Origin of the sequence: Oribacterium sinus, assembly GCF_014202695.1 — a bacterium.
Taxonomy (GTDB): Bacteria; Bacillota; Clostridia; order Lachnospirales; family Lachnospiraceae; genus Oribacterium; species Oribacterium sinus.
In genome coordinates this window covers 112,575-132,033 of sequence record NZ_JACHHH010000008.1, presented here as the reverse complement: position 1 = coordinate 132,033, position 19,459 = coordinate 112,575, and the positions used below count along the sequence as shown (strand labels likewise).

General features: G+C 35.0%; 14 protein-coding genes. 3 read left to right on the top strand and 11 right to left on the bottom strand.

Features of this window, described 5'->3' with window-relative positions; genetic code table 11:
- The first annotated feature begins 295 nt into the window (after positions 1-295).
- The 3 genes from HNQ46_RS08590 (at position 296) to HNQ46_RS08580 (ending at position 3,387) form a co-directional block, all read left to right on the top strand.
- Complete coding sequence (locus tag HNQ46_RS08590; RefSeq protein WP_183684325.1) at positions 296-1,123, top strand: DNA-3-methyladenine glycosylase family protein; 828 nt, start codon at positions 296-298, stop codon at positions 1,121-1,123.
- 145 nt (positions 1,124-1,268) lie between these two features.
- Positions 1,269-1,985, top strand: coding sequence for a hypothetical protein (locus HNQ46_RS08585; RefSeq protein WP_183684324.1), 717 nt, complete (start codon positions 1,269-1,271; stop codon positions 1,983-1,985).
- 124 nt (positions 1,986-2,109) lie between these two features.
- Complete coding sequence (locus tag HNQ46_RS08580) at positions 2,110-3,387, top strand: O-acetylhomoserine aminocarboxypropyltransferase/cysteine synthase family protein (RefSeq protein WP_183684323.1); 1,278 nt, start codon at positions 2,110-2,112, stop codon at positions 3,385-3,387.
- A 166-nt stretch (positions 3,388-3,553) separates the two neighbouring features.
- Here the strand turns inward: HNQ46_RS08580 and HNQ46_RS08575 are convergent, their stop codons facing one another.
- From HNQ46_RS08575 to HNQ46_RS08525, 11 genes are all read right to left on the bottom strand, one after another.
- Positions 3,554-4,792, bottom strand: a complete 1,239-nt coding sequence (locus HNQ46_RS08575) for a tyrosine-type recombinase/integrase (RefSeq protein ID WP_183684322.1) — start codon at positions 4,790-4,792, stop codon at positions 3,554-3,556.
- 3 nt (positions 4,793-4,795) lie between these two features.
- Positions 4,796-11,278, bottom strand: coding sequence for a helicase-related protein (locus HNQ46_RS08570; protein WP_183684321.1), 6,483 nt, complete (start codon positions 11,276-11,278; stop codon positions 4,796-4,798).
- A 48-nt stretch (positions 11,279-11,326) separates the two neighbouring features.
- Positions 11,327-11,866: a hypothetical protein gene (locus HNQ46_RS08565; RefSeq protein WP_183684320.1), complete on the bottom strand. Its 540-nt coding sequence runs from the start codon at positions 11,864-11,866 to the stop codon at positions 11,327-11,329.
- Between the two features lie 78 nt (positions 11,867-11,944).
- Positions 11,945-12,196, bottom strand: coding sequence for a hypothetical protein (locus HNQ46_RS08560; RefSeq protein WP_183684319.1), 252 nt, complete (start codon positions 12,194-12,196; stop codon positions 11,945-11,947).
- 358 nt (positions 12,197-12,554) lie between these two features.
- Positions 12,555-12,749, bottom strand: coding sequence for a hypothetical protein (locus HNQ46_RS08555; protein WP_183684318.1), 195 nt, complete (start codon positions 12,747-12,749; stop codon positions 12,555-12,557).
- 65 nt (positions 12,750-12,814) lie between these two features.
- Positions 12,815-13,000, bottom strand: coding sequence for a hypothetical protein (locus HNQ46_RS08550; RefSeq protein ID WP_183684317.1), 186 nt, complete (start codon positions 12,998-13,000; stop codon positions 12,815-12,817).
- A 41-nt stretch (positions 13,001-13,041) separates the two neighbouring features.
- The gene (locus HNQ46_RS08545) at positions 13,042-13,317 is read right to left on the bottom strand and encodes a hypothetical protein (protein WP_183684316.1); all 276 of its coding nucleotides are present in this window, start codon (positions 13,315-13,317) and stop codon (positions 13,042-13,044) included.
- Between the two features lie 252 nt (positions 13,318-13,569).
- Positions 13,570-14,685: a hypothetical protein gene (locus tag HNQ46_RS08540; RefSeq protein ID WP_183684315.1), complete on the bottom strand. Its 1,116-nt coding sequence runs from the start codon at positions 14,683-14,685 to the stop codon at positions 13,570-13,572.
- Positions 14,686-14,813: 128 nt separating this feature from the next.
- Positions 14,814-15,755: a hypothetical protein gene (locus tag HNQ46_RS08535; RefSeq protein ID WP_183684314.1), complete on the bottom strand. Its 942-nt coding sequence runs from the start codon at positions 15,753-15,755 to the stop codon at positions 14,814-14,816.
- A gap of 101 nt (positions 15,756-15,856) precedes the next feature.
- Entirely contained in the window at positions 15,857-17,575 is a 1,719-nt protein-coding gene (locus tag HNQ46_RS08530) for a phage tail tip lysozyme (protein WP_183684313.1), read from the bottom strand.
- Complete coding sequence (locus tag HNQ46_RS08525; RefSeq protein ID WP_183684312.1) at positions 17,575-19,458, bottom strand: VirB4 family type IV secretion system protein; 1,884 nt, start codon at positions 19,456-19,458, stop codon at positions 17,575-17,577. The genes HNQ46_RS08530 and HNQ46_RS08525 overlap by 1 nt, the downstream gene beginning before the upstream one ends.
- Position 19,459 lies beyond the last annotated feature (1 nt).

Here is a 19,459-nt window from a genome sequence, read left to right as displayed (position 1 = left end):
AAAAGGTAAGACAGGGCTTTCCTCGAGGTAGAAGCTTCTCTTCATTGCTTTTCGAGCTTTTTTGAATTTTGGAGACGTCCAAAGTTCTCTAAGCTTTTGCCGTTCTTCTTCTGTTAAATCAATTTGATGCATCGTTCTTCCTTTCTTATATTTGGATTCTTATTGAAACTTTTTAAGTATAACATAAAGGAGCGACTTTTTGATGCCAGTGATGAAAGAATTTATATAAGGCTAAACAGTTTTAGCAGGTCTTTTGTGCTATGATATTTCACAAAGCTTTATAGGAGTGTGATTTATGCAAGTGACCATCAAAGATGATTTTGACTTAGAGAAAATTATTGATAGCGGACAGTGCTTCCGGGGAAAATGTCTGGAAGACGGAAGCTATCGCTTTATTTCCGGAGAATCTGTTATTTACCTTCGGCCCGAAGATAGAGAAGCCGGAGTATATACGGTGTCCTGTGACCGGGAAAGCTGGGAAACAACCTGGTTTCCCTTTTTTGATTTGGAAAGATGCTATAGCGAAATCGCAGTTTTGGAAAGCGGAAAGCATGAATTCGTGGACCAGGCCATTGCTCACGGTCGCGGAGTACGGCTCCTACGACAAGACCCCTGGGAAATGCTTCTTACTTTTATCATCTCACAACGGAAAAGCATTCCCGCCATTATCAAATCCGTGGAAGCCCTGTCGGAGAAATACGGCCATGATATTGTTACTGAACAAGAGAGGCTAAAGGCATTTCCCTCTCCGGAGGAAATGAAGGAAGCTACAGCGGAAGAACTGGCAGCCTGCGGTCTTGGCTATAGGGTGAAGTATATTTTGGACGCAATACAAAAGGTCAATAGTGGAGAGCTAAATCTGAAAGCCATCGCAAAACTTCCGGATGATGTATTGCTGGAAAAGCTGCAGGCCGTCATGGGCGTAGGCATAAAGGTGGCAAACTGCATTGCCCTCTTTGCCTACGGAAGAACCGCCTGCGTTCCAGTGGATGTCTGGATTTTTCGGGCCATTGAGAAGGAATGTGGCGGGATATCTCCATTTTCCTTGTATGGGGAAAATGCAGGGATTATTCAGCAGTATATTTTTTATTATGAGAGAGGAGTAATCGGGCGCAAAGACTGACAAATTTTCCTAGTACTTTATTCCGTAAGTCAAAGATGTTTAGTAAATTTAGCAGTTTCTGAAAAATTTAGCCTTTGTTTTTTGGTTTTTTAGTGTATAATTAATACAATTATATACATTTTTTAAGAAAAAAAGGAGAACAAAAATGGCTGAGCAAGATACGGAAATGACTCCCTCACTACTAGGCAAAATACTTAAGTGGATAGGACGATTGATTCTACTCTTACTTGTACTACTTGTTGTGGCTGTAGCGGTGCTTATGGTACTGGATCATTTTGGCATTGTTAGTCCGGAAGATTTTCAGAAGAGTAGTGAAAAAAGAATGGATGTGGAACTGCATGGAGAGGTTTTGGATGATGAGTCCTATACAGTGGCAGCAGTGGACGCCGATGAATATTTTGAGAATCACGCAAAAGTTCTAAAAGAAATCGATTCAAAAGATTCTAAAAATTTGCAAAGCGGAAAGGAAGTCAGAAAGTTATTGTCGGAAAGAGGATTTTCGGATTGTATTCTTACTGCGGTGTATTCTCTGGAAGGGGATTTGGAACCGGAAAATGAAGTGACGGAAAAGACTTCGGATATATATCCGATGTATCAGGCCTATTATGAATCTGCAAACGGAAATGTATGGCTTATCTATTCCATTAACAGCTCTCTGATGGCTGTTCCCATTTTAAATAATATACAACCCCAGGGAGGCGCCGAGCTGATTGTATCGGAATCAAATACCCTGGTTAGTTATGACAGTGTGAAAAATAAGTTTTATGAAACAATTCCAAATAGCACGGAAATCAATGTAAAGACAGTGGACAGTATTACAGCCGATGTTCTGGATTCCTTGACAATAGAGACACAAGGTTAAATATGGGAAAGATAATATGAAGTATGGACGTGGATAGTGCGAAACAGCTTTGCATATTCTCTTTCTGGACAAGCCAAGTTTTAGAACTATATAGTAGTTGAAACAAATGAAAGGAGTGCTAATCATGGCAAATTACAATATCGATACCATCTGCGTACAGGGAGGCTATGAGCCGAAAAAGGGAGAGCCCAGAGTGGTTCCTATCGTGCAATCCACAACCTTTAAATATGAGACTTCTCAGCAAATGGGAGACCTCTTCGACTTAAAGGAGTCCGGATATTTCTATACCAGACTGGCTAACCCCACCAATGATGCTGTGGCAAACAAAATCTGCCAGCTGGAGGGTGGTGTGGCGGCTATCCTGACATCTTCCGGTCAGGCGGCAAACTTCTATGCCATCTTCAATATTGCCGGTGCAGGAGATCACGTGATTGCTTCTTCCGCAATCTACGGAGGAACCTACAACTTAATTGCAAAGACCATGAAAAATATGGGCATTGAAACCACCTTCGTGGATCCGGACATTTCTGCTGAAGAACTGGATTCCAAGTTCCGTCCCAACACAAAGCTGGTTTTTGGAGAAGTCTTAGCGAATCCGGCTTTGAAAATTTTAGATATCGAAAAATTTGCCAAAGCTGCCCATCAGCATGGCGTGCCATTAATCGTGGATAACACCTTCCCCACTCCCATTTTCTGTAGACCTTTTGAGTGGGGAGCAGATATCGTGACACACTCCACCACAAAATATATGAACGGCTTTGCCAACTCCGTTGGAGGTGCAGTTGTGGATTCCGGAAACTTCGACTGGACCAAGTATAGTGAGAAATTCCCGGGACTGACCACTCCGGACGAAACCTACCACGGAACAGTCTATACGGAGAGCTTTGGGAAGGCGGCTTATATTGTGAAAATGACCACCAACCTGATGCGTGACTTAGGTTCCATTCCTTCTCCGCAAAACTCCTTCTACCTTGGCGTAGGTCTGGAAACCTTGCACTTAAGAATGGAAAGACATTATGAAAATGCCTTGGCTTTAGCAAAGCATTTGGAAAAGCACCCGAAGGTATCCTGGGTTTCCTTCTCCGGCTTGGAAAAGGACAGCCAGCATGAATTGGCTAAAAAGTATCTGCCAAAGGGTTCCTGCGGAGTTATTTCCTTCGGTGTAGTAGGGGGAAGAGAGGCGGCTGTAAAGTTTATGGATTCTCTGAAGCTGGCTGCTATCGTTACCCACGTTGCGGATGCCAGAACCTGTGTGCTGCACCCGGCATCCACTACCCACAGACAGATGAATGATGAAGAGCTGCTGGCAGCAGGCGTATCTCCTGATCTTATCAGAATGTCTGTAGGCATTGAAGATGTGCAGGATATTATTGCCGATGTGGATCAGGCATTGGAGAAATAAAGCGGACGCTGAATTTCATACCAGAAAACATAACGGGCTATCAAAATCAAAATAATTATATGATAAATTTCATAGATTACTGTTATATGGTCAAACAAACTTCTCTCCTGTAGCTATTCTAAGATAAAAAATGATAAAATACAAGAGAAAATAAACATTTTTTTACTTATTCCCCTAGTATTTTTTTCTCATATTGTAAAAGAGATAAGCTATTCTTTTTTTCATTTGATTGAGCATATACATCCATAGTCATATGAATATTACCGTGTCCCATAATTTCTTGGATGACTTTTAGATTAACCTCATTTTCACAAAGCCTGGAACAGAAGGTATGACGTAAAGCATGAGATGAAAATAATGGAAGCGAAGCTGGAACACCTGGATGCATTTCTTTAAAAAGCTTATCCGAGTTATAATTCGTGATAAGCTTTTTTAAAGCATGATTCACATCAAAATTGGAAACTGCTCTTATTCTATTGTTGACTACACAATAAAATATCAGTTCCTGGTCATTAATCAAAAGGTTGTCCTCATGAGGGAAGGATTTTCTCATGGCTTTATCATTCTTCATTTTTTCTAAAACATCATATAAGGTTGAAAGAATTGGTAATTTCCGGACACCATTTTTTGTTTTTGTAGGATTAAATGAAAAAATTCGCTCTTTTCCTTTGTAAGTACAGACTAAGGTTTTATTTATAGAAACTATTTTCTTTTCAAAGTCAATATCTTCCCAGCAAATTGCAGAAGCTTCTCCCACTCTGGCACCAGTGCTTAACATAAAAAGCCATAGCGGATAGAAGAAAGAATCAGTTTCTTTTGCGTACATAAGAAATGCTTTTTCTTCATCAGTCGTTAAAACTTTTTGCCCGTTTGAATCCTCTCTTAGACCACTACTACTTGCATGAGCTAAAGCTTTCATTGCTTGCTGAGCTGGATTAATAGTAATAACCTGATCGCTAACCATAAGGGCAAAAATAGCATGGAGCATTCCCTGAATAGATTTAATGGTATTCAACGATAAATGCTTTTCAGTAAAGTGATAAATTAGTAGTTGCCGTATATCAGAATGAGTAATCTCATGCACTTTCTTTTTACCGAGACGTTTTTTTATATAATGTTCATATAAATTTCTTTGTACGTATGCTGTAGTATTTCTAATTATTCTACTTAACATAAAGCGTTCGAAAGCCTTATCAAGAGTTATAGATTTCAAATTTTTTCCTAACTCATCAAAGCGATATTCTACAGCTTCAGATACTTTTTGCCTTAGCCCTTCCAAGGAAGAAGCATAGATTGTTTTCTTATTTCCGCAAACAGTTTTTTGAAAAACATAGATTCCATCATATCGTTCAAACTCTCCGGTTCTAAGGACTCTTCCATGAGAATCTTTTCTAACTTTTCGCATAATCTACCTCTCTATGTCGATAAAAATATCTGCTTTCCTTTGAGGTATAAATTCCATTGACTCGTATAATTCTGTTTTATTCAAGGATCTTTCTTTAAATTCGGTAAATATTTTATCAGAATCAACAATCTTGATATTTTGTGTTCTACCTAAAAATCCCACTATTTCATTTCTCATATTTGGATTTCTATTTAAGTCAAACTCTTTAGCTACCTCATCAATGTTTGCATATATTTCCTTATCTTTTATTTGTAAAAAAGGAATCTCTAGAGTATTATCCTTACTCTTAAAATAAGCAACTAATTCATTCTCAGGATTAGAAAGAAATTCCAGCATGAGTTTTACTCCAATTTCCTTTATATCTCCCTTTTCTTCTGCTCCATCAATTTTTAGATATAAGAATGAGTTAGAGATTTCCTCTTCAGACTCTGTTTTTTCGTCTGCAAATAGATTCTTATTGTTCCATATTTTTTGTGGTATCGGAACTGTAGATTCAACTTCAAAATTGCTCTCACTAATAAATTGTTGCCATGATTTATCATCACTTAAAGTCAAAGAATAATCTTCCTCTTCAGATAAATTCACAGAAATAACATTATTATCTGGTTTACCTAAATTAAGACGTTCCTCAATTTCTTTCACTCTTATAACTTGCTGTTTTAATAATTCGTCCTTTGGAAAGTTTTTCCCAAGTTCTTTTTCAATTTCTGTTTTTTGCTTGTATAGAACATCTAACTTATTCTCAAAATATATCTTCTTTGTTTCAATACTATTTAAAGCACGAGTAATATAGCTATAATTGAATCCCTTTCCAGGATCAAACGTTATATTATATCGAACAGCTCCTTGTAAAAATAAAAAATATTCATCTAAGTGAGTCAAGGCATTCTTAGTTTGTTCTACTAAAAGTGGAAAACTACTAACCACTCCAATTTGTACAGCCTTCTCTTGGTTTGCCTGTAAAATTGCCTCTTTAGATATATATTCAGAAGCTTCTTTTTTATCTGCAAAAGCTGTACCTTTTAAATCGGTAAAAACAACACTTTTGTCTGTGTTTTTGACTTTCTCAATGTCATCAATAATTTCCTTTGTGATTTGTAAGACTCTTTCTATATTTTTAGGTATAATCTGGAAATATTCATCTTCCATTTTATGTAAATTAGATTCAAAACTGGCTTTCTCGACTCTAAGCTTTGCGATAGAAACATCTAATTCCATTTTTTCTTTAATTTCAGGGTTGCCGGATGTTAACGCTTTAGTGGTAGCATAGTCTAACGCTCTAGAGTCTTCATCCCTAAATTCACGCATGGGCATCTTTGAGGTCATGATTTGACCAATAAATTTTTGTTTATTCTCTAATATTTGCCAATTATAAGAATCAAAAGTACCTTGCGTTACATATCTATATATTTCTACTTCTTTATTCTGATTGCCTTGCCTTACAATACGTCCTTCTTGTTGTTCAAAATCTGACGGCCTCCAAGGAACGTCCAAATGATGCAAAGCAATGAGCTTATCTTGAACATTAGTTCCAGCTCCCATTGTTGATGTAGACCCCATAAGAATACGAACCTCTCCAGAACGAACCCTTCTAAAGAGAGCTTCCTTTTTTTCATCGTTCTTAGCTTCATGAATAAAAGCCACTTGTTCTTTCGGTATACCAAGATTAATTAATTTGTTTCTTACATCATTATAAATATCAAAAATTTTTTTATTATCCGGAGTAGCTAAATCACAAAAAATCAATTGTGTAAGCTTCTGTTTTTTAGTTCTTTCCCAAATTTCTTCAACATTTTTTACTAAGGAATTTACTTTAGAATTTTCTTCATCAGGCATATTAGGGTTTATCAACCGTTGATCAAGTGCAAGCTTTCTTCCATCTGAAGTAATTAAGAGCATATTATCCTTGCTAAGATCAAATCCTGGAGAGTGACAAGCATCAGCTCTTTTAGAAATGCTTTCAATCATTTTCCGTTGTAGATCAGTACACTCATTTAAAATAGTATAGGATTTAACTTTAGGTATTCCAGGAAGATTTAACATATCTGCAGTTTGTATATCTGCCACTTGACGAAATACAGTCATTAATTCCGGTAAATTATAAAATTTAGAAAGCCTTTTTTTTACTTTAAAGCCATTACCATCTGGTTTTAGTTCTAAAGAAGGTTCAATCTGGCCAAAATTCGAAAGCCATGCATCAAAATTTAACAGCCCTAACCGTTGTAGGTCGTCATATTGAAGATACCGCATCATAGTATACATTTCTACTAAAGAGTTACTTACAGGGGTGCCTGTAGCAAAAACAATTCCTTTTTTATTTGTTAATTCATCTAATATTCTGCATTTTAAGTATAAGTCCAAAGATTGATCTGATTCAGACTTAGAGAGACCAGCAATATTGTTTAGTTTTGAATATAAAAATAGATTCTTGTATAAATGAGCTTCATCAACAAAAATACGATCACATCCCAGCTGCTCAAATTCAATAAAATCTTCCTTTTTATCATTAACATCGCTAGTAATTTCTTCAAGTTTCTTTTCTAATCTCTTTTTAGATTTAACAAGTTCCTTAATTGTACTTTTATCAGAAGAACTATATTTATTAAGACCTTGCATTTCAATGTTAATTTCATCAATTTCATGTTGAATAAAACTCTTTCGCCTATTTTCTGAAACTTTAATTTTTTTAAACTGACTATGCCCAACAATAATAGCATCATATGCACCTGTGGAAATTTTTGATATAAATGCTTTACGTTTATCAGGTTTAAAATCATTTTTTTCTGGAGAAAGAACATTTGCATTCGGATAAAGCAATAAAAAATCATTTTTCCATTGTCCTACCAAATGATTTGGCACAACAAATAAAGACTTATGAGAAAGTCCCAACCTTTTAGATTCCATTGCTGTAGCTATCATAGTAAAGGTTTTTCCAGCTCCTACAGAATGAGCGAGTAGTTCATTACCACCATATAATGCTCTTGCAACAGCATTTTTTTGATGCGGTTTCAAAACTATATTTTTATTGGATCCCGGAAAATTCAAAAGAGAGCCATCGTATTCTCTAGCAACATATCGATTAAAAGTCTCATTATAAATATCTTCTAGCTCTTTTCTTCTCTGAGGATCTTTAAAAATCCATTGTCGAAATTCTTCTCTAATCGCTTCAGCTCTTATACTACATAGAATAGTTTCCTCTTTATTGGTTACATCGATTCTTTTTCCTTCTTCATTTGTATAACTATCTTTGATAATAATCTCTTTCAAATTCAAAGCGTGCTCTAAGATAGCTAAAGGATTCGCCCTGTTTGTACCAAATTTTAATCGAATGGCATCAGTAATAAAATATTGACTCTTATTAGGAATGCTCCATTCAGCCTTTCTTTTATCAAAATCAACTACTACATTTGAGTATGTAGAATATGTTTCTTTGATGAATTTCTCAATATATCCTGGCGATATCCAAGTGGCACCAAGTTTAATTTCAATATCCGAAGCAGAAATTCTTTTGGGACGGACGGATTCAAGAGCTTCAATATTTTTTTCCAGAATTGGAAAATTTTTCAATAATTCCTTGGCACGTTGAAGTTTTGATACCACATCTCCGGACAGATATTCTGCATCTGATTCATAACTATTTTCTTGATTATCAGGATTGAAAAATATCCTTCCATAAAGAGAACTTACGAGTTCCTCCTTACCTACGCCATTCAGAATATTGCTCATGAAATTTAGATCTACTTTTCCTCTTTCTGCAATAGAAATTACTAAGGCTTCTTCAGGAGATTCCACAGTAGAGATTTTTCTTTCCGAAGTGGCGATTTCTTTCTTGAAAATATCAGCCTTATCAATAAAATTGCCTTCACTATCAAATTTTTCTAGTGCATTTAGAAAATGCAAAGTAGAATCTTCTTTTAATAGCTGATTCTTCTTATCTTGAATTCTGCCATATTTAGAAACAAAATCATCATAAAGAAAGTTTAACTGTTCCATTTCTTTTGATATCAGGTCAGGGCTTGCATTTTCAATTTCTAAATCCAATAGGTGATACGCTTTGTCTCGAACAGATAATAATAGGCGAACTCGGTCTTGATTACTTCCAAAGTTCTTTTCAGCCATAACAGAATCTGTTCTGTAATAAACTTTATTATCTATCAATGCATGAGTGAAATTCTTAGCAGATAGATCAGCTGGAATAAAATCTTTTTCAAGGTGGTTATTCTTGACTATGTTCTCATAGTTAAGCTTAAAATTAGACAGAGCTTTGGAGAGAGACTCTTCTAAAGATTCTCCCTCTCTTTCTTTACACCTTAGTTCTTCACCATATGCACCAATTTCTACCTTTAATTCACCTACAATATTTTCTGGGTGTTCTAAAAAATACTGATTGCAAGTAAAAATGGGCTCTTGTCTGGTAAATGTATATGCGGAATTAGAATGAATCCTATATGCATAAAGTACTCTTGTGTACTCTTCCCCATCTGCTACAGATTCATAACAAATATGTTCTCCATCTTTATAAACATTTTTAACAGTATAATCGACATGATACCCATTGTCATCATAGTGAATTCTATCTCCAGGACTTAATGGATCATCCTCCTGGATATTTTGTTTAACATGGATCCAAGAAGGAGCTAGATTTTCTTGTAGTTCTACTCTTTGAAAAAACAAAATATCTGTAGTAGTTTTTGTTCCGGCATTTTTATAAAAGGCTGTATCCGGGAGACGAATAGCAGATATAAGGTTTGCCTTACTTGCAAAATATTTTCTAGCAGTCTCATCTTTTTTGTCTAAAGTTCCGCTTGAAGAAATTACAGCAAGAATTCCCCCTGGGCGAAGCTTGTCCAGACTCTTAGCAATGAAATAATCATGAATCTTAAAATGATATTTATCGTATGCCTTGTCATAGACTTCATAATTTCCAAATGGAACATTCCCTATAACAAGATCAAAGAAAGAATCAGAAAAGTTGCTTTCTTCAAATCCTTTTATTTGAATATGAGACTGTGGATATAATTGTTTTGCAATTCGCCCAGATATCGAATCAAGTTCTATTCCGTAAAGAGATGAATTTGCTATATTATCCGGAATAGTACCAAAGAAATTACCTATTCCCATTGAAGGCTCTAAAATATTTCCTTTCTTAAAACCGGATTCTTGTATTTTATCCCAGATTTTGTTAATAATAATCGGACTAGTATAATGAGAATTAAGTGTGGAATCTCTTGCAAAAATATATTCATCAGTAGTGAGGAGAGTTTTTAATTCATGATATTCTTTTGTCCATAAGTCATTTTTACTGTCAAAAGCATCTGATAAGCCACCCCAGCCAACATATCGTGAGAGAGCATCTTTCTCTTCCTGTGTGGCAATCCTATTTAATGATTCAATTTCTTTTAACGTCTTTATAGCAAGAATATTTCTTTTAAACTTTTCCTTTGCTCCACCATCAATAGCATACGATGTAATTTTATAGTTCTTACTCGATTTGTGGGAATCAAAAGCATTTAAAGAATTGGTAGTAAGCTGTTTACTGTCATTTTTTTCTTCTTGTAATTCAGTAATTTCTTTCGCTTCCCTATTATCAAAAAAAGAAGATTCCTCTTCAGTGGACTCTATCAGTTCTGGAAAATCTTCAATACGATGAACGAACTCTTTTTTCTTAGCATGAATAGCTTCAATCGAATTAAATGTTTTTGTTATAGCACTTTTAGTATATCCTGAAAAAAGTTCTCCGAAATAAGCAACAGCTTCTTCATTTGAAGAAAATAAGCTAGCCCTAGTAAAGGGATTATCTTTTAACAGATCATGACTTAATTCATAACATAATTTAATGTCAAGATCGCATCTGTAAAAATATTGATAAGCAATGTTAACATGAATGAAATCCTTTAAATAAGCAATATCTTCTAAATAATCATTTTCCTCCGGAACACTAACTGAGGAATCTTTTTCAAGGGATAATCCTTTATGTTCCAAATTATCTATGAAATTTTGAATATCTTCCTCTTCAATATAGTTCCCTATCCATTGCCAAAGCTTTTTTTGTGCTTCGTTTTTATCATTAAGCTGATGCCCGGTTACATCCTCAACAATATCAAATAAGAGTTCTTTAGGAAATTTCCACGGAGGAGGAAGGGTTAATCCGTTTTCTAACGCTTCTATATGTTCTCTTGGATGTAGCGTCATAATACTTGGGCGATCATCGTCTAAAGAAACTAAAACAGGAAAGCCGTGTGTACCACTTTTTACTCGATAATTTCTTTTATTCCACTCTTCAAAAGAAGCCGCACCATACGAATTAGGATTTTGAGCATAAATTAATACTTGGTTGTGAAATGGGCGATTACAATAAAATCCAGAGTGTCTCAAAAAATGAAGCCAATGTGCATCATCACTAAGAATAATATCCATTGCCTTAGTTAATCTTATTTCTGTTGCTAAAACATTATCTTGTCCTAAGTAAGTTCTTGGCTTTACCATAATTTCTCCTTATTTGAAAAAAGGGACGACGAACGCCCCTAGATTCACTTAAACATAAATTAGTTCTTCATGAATTTGTCTATTTACTTCGTGTTTTGCCATTTCCAGTTCGTTAGAATAAGCTTCATAATCAGAATCCTTTAAATGAGCAAAATGTTGTTCCCTTATTGCCAAAAGCTCAGATTCTCTTTTTAAAGCTTCTCTTTCTACTCTTTTACAGCTTGTCCATAGATCTCCTTCCTTCAACAATTTAAAGGCTTCTCCATAACGGTGTTGATTTAAAAAATGAATCCTCTCTAATCCCCAATAAGTTAATTTTTCCTCTTCTCTGGTTTTTATTTCTTCTTCTAATTCTTCTAATGTACCTAGTAAAAACATTTCTCCTACTATTGCATAGCTAAAGCAATATACTTCATTTCCTTGAATATAACAGGGGGCTTTTTCATAAGTATTCCACCACCAGTCTGAAAGAGGAGGATACATTCCGGCTAGTAGATCATCATACATATCTTGTCTGGAGGCTTCGTTCCAACATCCTTTTAATACTCTTATAACTTTCTCATCATCTTTAACTAGATCTTTAATCATATTGTATTCTCCTTTAAAAAAACAAACTTCTCTATCCCTCTAATTATTATTCTTTTTTTAAAATCCAAAAGTTTTGATTTATAACATCTCAATAGTTTCTGTTTTTACATAATACATTTTCCACGGCTTTCTCTTATTCTTATTTTCGTAAACCCACATTTCAGTTTCAACTTCCTTGTTAGGTAAACTAATATTCCTTTTAACGATATGGGGTAACCCTATTCTTCCGATAATGTATTCTCCATTATCAACTCTTTGGCCTTTAAAAACAAAACTATTTATATAATGTATATCCCCATGGTAAGGAGGTACATAAGGTAAACTTTTCATCTCTATTTCACCTCTCTTTTCTATGTATTCTCAATTCTACACTTTCTTTATGCACACATTTAGATAGTCATCATGTGTTAATCATTACAAGAGTGCTTTTCGTGTGTCAATGGTTGAGGAAAATACTTTCTATTTTCCTCAACCCTTACGGGAAACCATTGACACACTTATTTTTTGCGTTATGTTCCTTCTACCGAAACAGGAAACATAATACTTCTAATTGTTAAATCCATTTTCGGTCTATAAGTTTAACGCAAAAAAACGCTTCATTTTAAAGACATTGCCATTACCTCTCCAGGAAACATAATTTGTATTTACGAATTCAATAATGTATGAAATATTCCTCTGATTGTTTCGCTTACTTCTTTATTTTAAAGATTTCTTCTCCGCTATATGCATTCAAAGCTTGCTTTACATAGGTAATGACAGGAGTATCTTTCACAACTTGCTTTAAATGCTCATATTCCGATATTTGTACATCAAACGGAATCCGTTTTCTGTTTTTTTTGGAATATTCTAAATCTCTTATAGCTTTATTTTCTTTCCATCCCATTATACATCTTCCTCTATTTCATTTTCTTTTCATAAACAAATGGATAAGAGGGGGAAATCCCCCGCTTATTCGTTCTCATCATTCTGAAGGTTATATTTATGAACAAGACTTAAGAAATCCTCGTACTCTTTGGCAATCTCCTCATCAGGTACTCTCCAATTCTTAATTTCCACTTCCTTAATGTCCTTAACTTCTATAGTTCTGCCTTCACTATCGCATAAAGTTATAGTGAAGTTTTTTGTTTCATCCATGCTTTTCACCCTTCTGGCTTCTCATTAGAATCCTATCTTATTTAGTCTTCATATTCTGAGTTGTACTTGTCTGCTAACTCTTGGCAAATTCTCATAAAGTTTTCATTTTCAAGGCTTTCAAAATTGGTGTCATAACCCCCATCTTTGTCAAGTGCCCCCCACTCCTTTAGCTCTTCTTCCCAAACATCCTTAAATACTATGTTACTGCCTTCACTATAGCAGAAAGCCATAGCACATTTTTTTGTTTCATCAAAAGGCTCTGATATTTCGGTCTGATTCATAATGTGCTTTGCTACCATCTCTTTAGTAATCTTCATAGTTACTGCCTTTCCGCCCTTGGGGCAATCCGTTTTCTTAACTAAGTATATTATAGCATTGACAGCGTACGCAGTCAATAAAAAATTGTTTTTCTTCTATATTTTGTAAAGCATTCATTGATAAATGAAAGCCAAAAAATCGACTAAATAGAGGAACATAATCATCAGTATGTCTTTCATGTTTCAATATTTAGAAAAAAACAACAAAGTATTCTCTAAATATTGAAACACATATTTTTTCATAATAAATTGTTATAATACAGCTATTTTCTTCCCTTTAAAGAATGGAAATTCAAATTTCTTTTTCTTTCTAACACCGGTAGTAAAGGGATATAGCAAATCCTTTAAATCCGGAAATTCCGGTGTATTGAAGGGATCCGGAGCATACCCAACAAAATGAAATTGTGTCTTAAATGTTTTCTCAAGAGATTTTTTATCAGCTTGTAAAAAATTTATATAGAAAGAAATCTCTTTTCTAGCTTCCTCATCATACCTGTTATAGAACTGCACCAACTTATCTATCTCCCAGGATTGAATATTAGCGAGCACAATTTTAATATGACACTTATTGAAATATTGAATTTCTTCTGTATTTCCGGAGAAGTCTAGTACAAGAAAATGGTAGTGCTTATCCTTTTTAACCTCTTCAATCAGGCTTTCTGAAGCATTAGGATAAAAATCTATGTTTCTACTGGTAAAGAATTTATCCCCACCACCTTTGATTTCTTCTCCTTTTCTAATTCGTTCAAAATCCTGGTGTGGAGAAAGTTCGAAACAAGCTACAGAATATCCAAGAGTTCTAAGCTGATTTGCAATAACAATTGAGTTATGAGTAGATCCGGCTTTTCTATCAACTCCAGTTACCCCAATTGTAACATAGTTAATTTCCTTCATTTCTGTATGTTCAACTACTGAAGTATCCTTCAGTTTCTGATATTCAACTGCATCTTTGTACGACATACCTTCTTCAGAGAAGCATTTATCCAGGTTCTGTTTAAGTACAACAAAATCTTTACCGCTGGCAAAATTACGAATTCCAAGAGCAAATAGATTTGCCAGAATGGCATCTCCAGGACTTGCATCCGGTGCAATAATTACAATGCGGATATTTTCATTTAGTGTTAAAAATGAACGTATCAAATCTAGGACTTTATCATCTTTATCAATCAATGCAGAAAGGTCAATGGCAAAAATATCAATATCTCTTTCAGAAAAATAAAACGCTTTTTTCTTCATAAAATCTTCTAATTCGAAATGGTTTGAGACCTGGTTGTTACTATCTATCGTTAGGAGATTAGAATCTTTTATGCTGTAATCCAAAGTCATTTTTAAAGCTTTACTGGAAATGTACAAGACAGATCTATCCATTATTTCCCCCTTCCAATATAGTCATAAAATCTTGAATGGAATATTCTTTTACCGGACGTGTAAAAGATAAAAATAGAACAAAGACAGTAATTACAATATAAATACAGATTTTCAGAAATTTGATTGAACTAGGACTCTTCTCCATGATTGTTTTTCCTTCCTTTTATCACAAAGTATCCAATGCCCAAGAAAACAATTAGAGCAACACCCAAAACAAATGCAATGTTTTTTGAGGATTTCGTATCGTTCACTTCTACATTTTTACTGGTTTCCGATTGTGGTACAGAAGCGTTTTCAGAGCTTTCCATATACTCTAATGAATCTGTTGATTTAGATTCGTCTTCGACTTGTTCAGCATCATTTTCGGTTACATTTGCATCACTAGTTAAAGATTTAGGTAGTCCATCTTCACCAATATCATCCGGATTCCAATGCATATCCCCATCTCCGGTTTCTCCCAATAAATTAGTTCCTGGTTCAATATTGTATTTTGTAATAAAGCTATTTTTCTTTTCCCAGATGCTTTCCTCTATCCACATCTCTTGTCTCTGACTTTCTAAGAGTTTATTCTTATCCTCATCACTTAAAGCAAAATAGGATTCTAATTGCTCGTCTGATATCTCTGAAGGATCCGGTAAGGTTTCAATATCCGGATCTGGAGGAATAGGTTCTGTTTCCTCTAGTCCTTCCGGATCCCATTCTCTATTAATTACAGTAAATTGTAATTTGTTTTCTTTTAAATAATTGTTATCATCAATTACTAAGGTAATACTTTTAGGTTCAACTTTATATCGAGCTTTTGTGTTATACATAACTCGGCACTGGAACGTGTATGTCCCTTTCTCCAGGTGCGTAGAATACCTATAATCCGAATAATCCATAGTCTGATACAGTGCAAAAAATTTCCCGTCTTTTTCTACATAAACCTCCATCCCAGTAAATAATGGTTCTCCCTCAAATATAGGATCTATATAGAAATTTTTAGCTTCCTTACCATATGCCAAAGAAAAAGGGATACACAGAAAAATAAATAGTGTTATAAAAGTTTTAAATAGTCTACACACCTTCACAAAAAGCTCCTTTCTATTACCAAATCCATGAATATTTCTTTGTTAAATTCTACCATGTTACATACTTTTTTACAGCAAATTATCTATAGATTCACAAGCAATTAATCTCCTGTAATAGAAAAATGCATATAATCTTTGGAATTTGTCCAATGTCCACCCCAGATCCAGCCATGAGCTTCCATTATTCGGACAGGAATGCTCCCTTCTGTCATAGATAATTCATGAGATAAATACCTGGTGCCAGCCTGTATTTTTCCCTTTTTGATAAAGGGATTACCGTAATCCCAATTTATATCAATAGCTAGTCCATATGAGTGGGAAGATAATCCATTGGATCCTACTTTTTGCCTAAATGAGTATCCTCCAATTTGTTTTATCTCATATCCAGCTTCAGATATCTCCTGTAATGCAGTTAGAACATCCTGAGCTACCGATGCATTTACTCTTACAGTTTTCATTACACCTTTAGAATTTCTGAAGCTAATGCTTTGCATATGTTTTTCTGCCGTAAAAGAATTTGTAGGAATTATGCCATATGCGAAATATAACTTTGGATCCTTTCCTTTTTTTGCTACTTCCGGGATTTTTGCTACTGCTCCAGCAGAGAATAGATTATAGACCTGGTTAGCAGCTCCAATTCTTCTTCCTACTTGTGCTTTCTGATAATTTGGTCCTTCCCAATGCCAAAGGAAATCTTCTGTGGCTTCCTGGACGGAAGAGTACTGGTATGTAGAAAACTCAGATAAGGACTTTACTTTACTGGTATGTTTGAGTCCACCGCTTTTATAAAGAGTAAGAGTTCCGCCATGCCAGCAATTCTCAACTATCAAATAATCTAATTGAGCCGTTATATCGGATATATCCCTTCCGTTCTCAGATAACCAATTTAAGAAGGCTGTTCTTCTTTCGTGAGACCATTGCCCCAGTCCTATTCCGGTTCCACCTTTTTCCTGTAAATTAGGCTGTAAGCTACATTCTGCTTCAAAATTTCCAATGATGCCGGCAGTAGCATAGTCAGACCATCCTAAAGATTTGAAATAATCCCAGATCTGCTTAGCAATTTCAGCATTACTAATTTGCCCAACAGCTTCGCCGTCATACTTAAACCCACCAGCTTCATCAATAAATTCTTTAATTCTTTCTATTGAGGTCTCAAAGAGATCAACATCTCCTTCATCCTTAAAGGTACCTTCAGATTGAAGCAATCCTATAATATCTTGTTCCGTCATGTATTCAACCATTACAATATAATGATCCTTGCTACGTTCAATGACTCTAAAGGGACGTTTTGCAATTTTTTGGTAAAAATCCATTACTTTGCTTTCATTAATTTTTTTCTTACCATCGGCAATTTGTATTTCCTCTGTTGTACAAAAGTAAGCCAGTACACTAACCATTGGAGGATTGGGAAGAGGAGTATCTACTGTAGGGTACCTAGTTTCTTCGTGTTCATTGCCATTGGCATCCTTTACAGTAACGGTATATTTGTGTTCTTCTCTGACGGTCTCTGCCAGGCTTTTTTGCTCTTCACTTATTAGGTCTATATGCTTAGCTCTGGCAGATTCTACAGATTTATAATATTTCATTTCAATAATAGAAAAGTCATCTCCTAAAAATGAAGAAACATCTGCATCGTCATCTAAATCTCCTTCACCTTCAAAAAAATTTTTAACTCCATTAACAAATCCGGCAACAGGAGAAAAGGCAATTGTTGGTAGTAATATAAAGCCAATAATAAGGATTAGAATACCCTTTAATATTTTATGTCCACTATCTGTCAGGATAAGATAACGGAGAATTTTTTGAAGGATAGCATTCATTATCTTCCTCCACCTTTTCCGAGCATTTCCAGCATATCATCAGAAAGATCAATGGAAAGATTCATACGCATAGATCCACACATAAATACTCCTCTTCCTCTTTCTTTGCTGGAAAGTACTGAAAGCTCTTTATCAGAGAGATTGAAAAGCTCCTGTGTTTCTCGTAGATTCTTTCCATCTGTACCCATTAGGAGCTTATAACAAGCGTTATCAATGATAGCTTGGCCGTACCTTTTGACAGCCGGATCCAATATATCTACTACAGAATGAGTTATAAAAAGTAATCCCCCCTCGTATTTCCTTGCACGTTTTGATATATTTCTCAGAAACTTCATCATATCAGGATATTCATCGTCAACAAATAGATAGCCTTCATCTACTGCAAACAAGCATTTTTCTTGTCTATTTGCAGACATTTCATGCCAACTCCACATCATTAGATTATAGAATTGTGCTTTCTTAACATTTTCATCACTATCTAATAGATTAGATACATTTAAGTCTATAAAATTACTCTTCGGATTAAGAGTAGTATATCCATTCCAGATAAATTGATCTGCTCCTTTTCCAGCACTATATAACTTTAAGGAAAGAGCTGTCCGGAGATCTTTATAAACAGGATTAGTCTCTTCCTCTGCTAAAGATACGGAAAGTTCATATAGGTCTTCCATGATAGGAAAATCTTCATTCTTTAGCTTAGAGATATCTGTATACCAGGTTATTCCAAAGTTCTCATATAGCTTAATAAGCGTTATTTCAAGAATCGTAGCAATATCTGAAGAGTATTCTTTTTTTCCAAAATATAAAGCAAAGAACAAACGCAATTGCTGGAGATATAGTGCTAGATCAGATCCTATATGCTCTCCGTAGTATTCTTCAATACTCTCTTCGGATTCTAAATCGTCCTTTGTGATCTTCCCGGTCACTCTTACTTGTAAGGGATTGATTCTACCACTTGCTCCGGATACACAGTCTATAACATCTCCATTGATATATTCGCTATGACATAAATCTACATATTCCTTCTCCGGATCAAATATAATTACTTTCGTGCCGTAAAAATATTCTTTCGCTAATATATCTTTTACAGCCGTAGACTTTCCGACTCCAGGAATTCCAGTAAAGATCCAATTAGAATTGGTTCTATCTTTACTTCTTACCCATTGATCGAGAATAACTAATCGCTGTTCTTTTGTTTTACCTAGATAATAACCACTAACATCATTAAGCCCCGATGAAGCATTTGGGAAGCCTCCAAAAAACGTACTAATAGGCATCGGACGTTCTCCAACATTACTGATCTTTTCATAGTTTGGAAGACCATAGGGGGCTAGTGTAGCAAAGGCTAAATCTTGTTTAAACAGTAAAGTTCTGGTTCTACATTCCACGATAGATAAAGCACTCTGAACTCTTTTTAATCTACTGAACAGCTCTTCTCTATTATCAGCCGTTATATATAGCAGAATGTTTACATAGCCAACTGGCTCCCCTTTTACTACAATACGGTTTACTAATTCTTTTAAATTCTCTATTGCATTTTTTAAAGACTGCTTTTCAGACTCTACCTTGGAAAGATCAAAAGCTTCTTTTAACTCACTAAGTCTTTTATTCAGCTGTTTTGCGAGTCTGTCCGGTGCGGTATATCTAAATTCTATTTTTGTTTGTGTAGATTCAAGGTTACAGACAGTTGTAAGCCAGCCGAATCCTGCTTCAGCCGGATAACGACTGATACAAAGCACAGTTCCAATATTCTCAGAAACATTTAAGTGCGACCGATCAAAGTCAACACCTGAAGGTGTTATCATATTCAATATGTTTTGGTTCACTTCTTTTGCATAGTTTTTAATTGTCTTAGATTTTTTCTTCTCTTTTATTCCAAACATC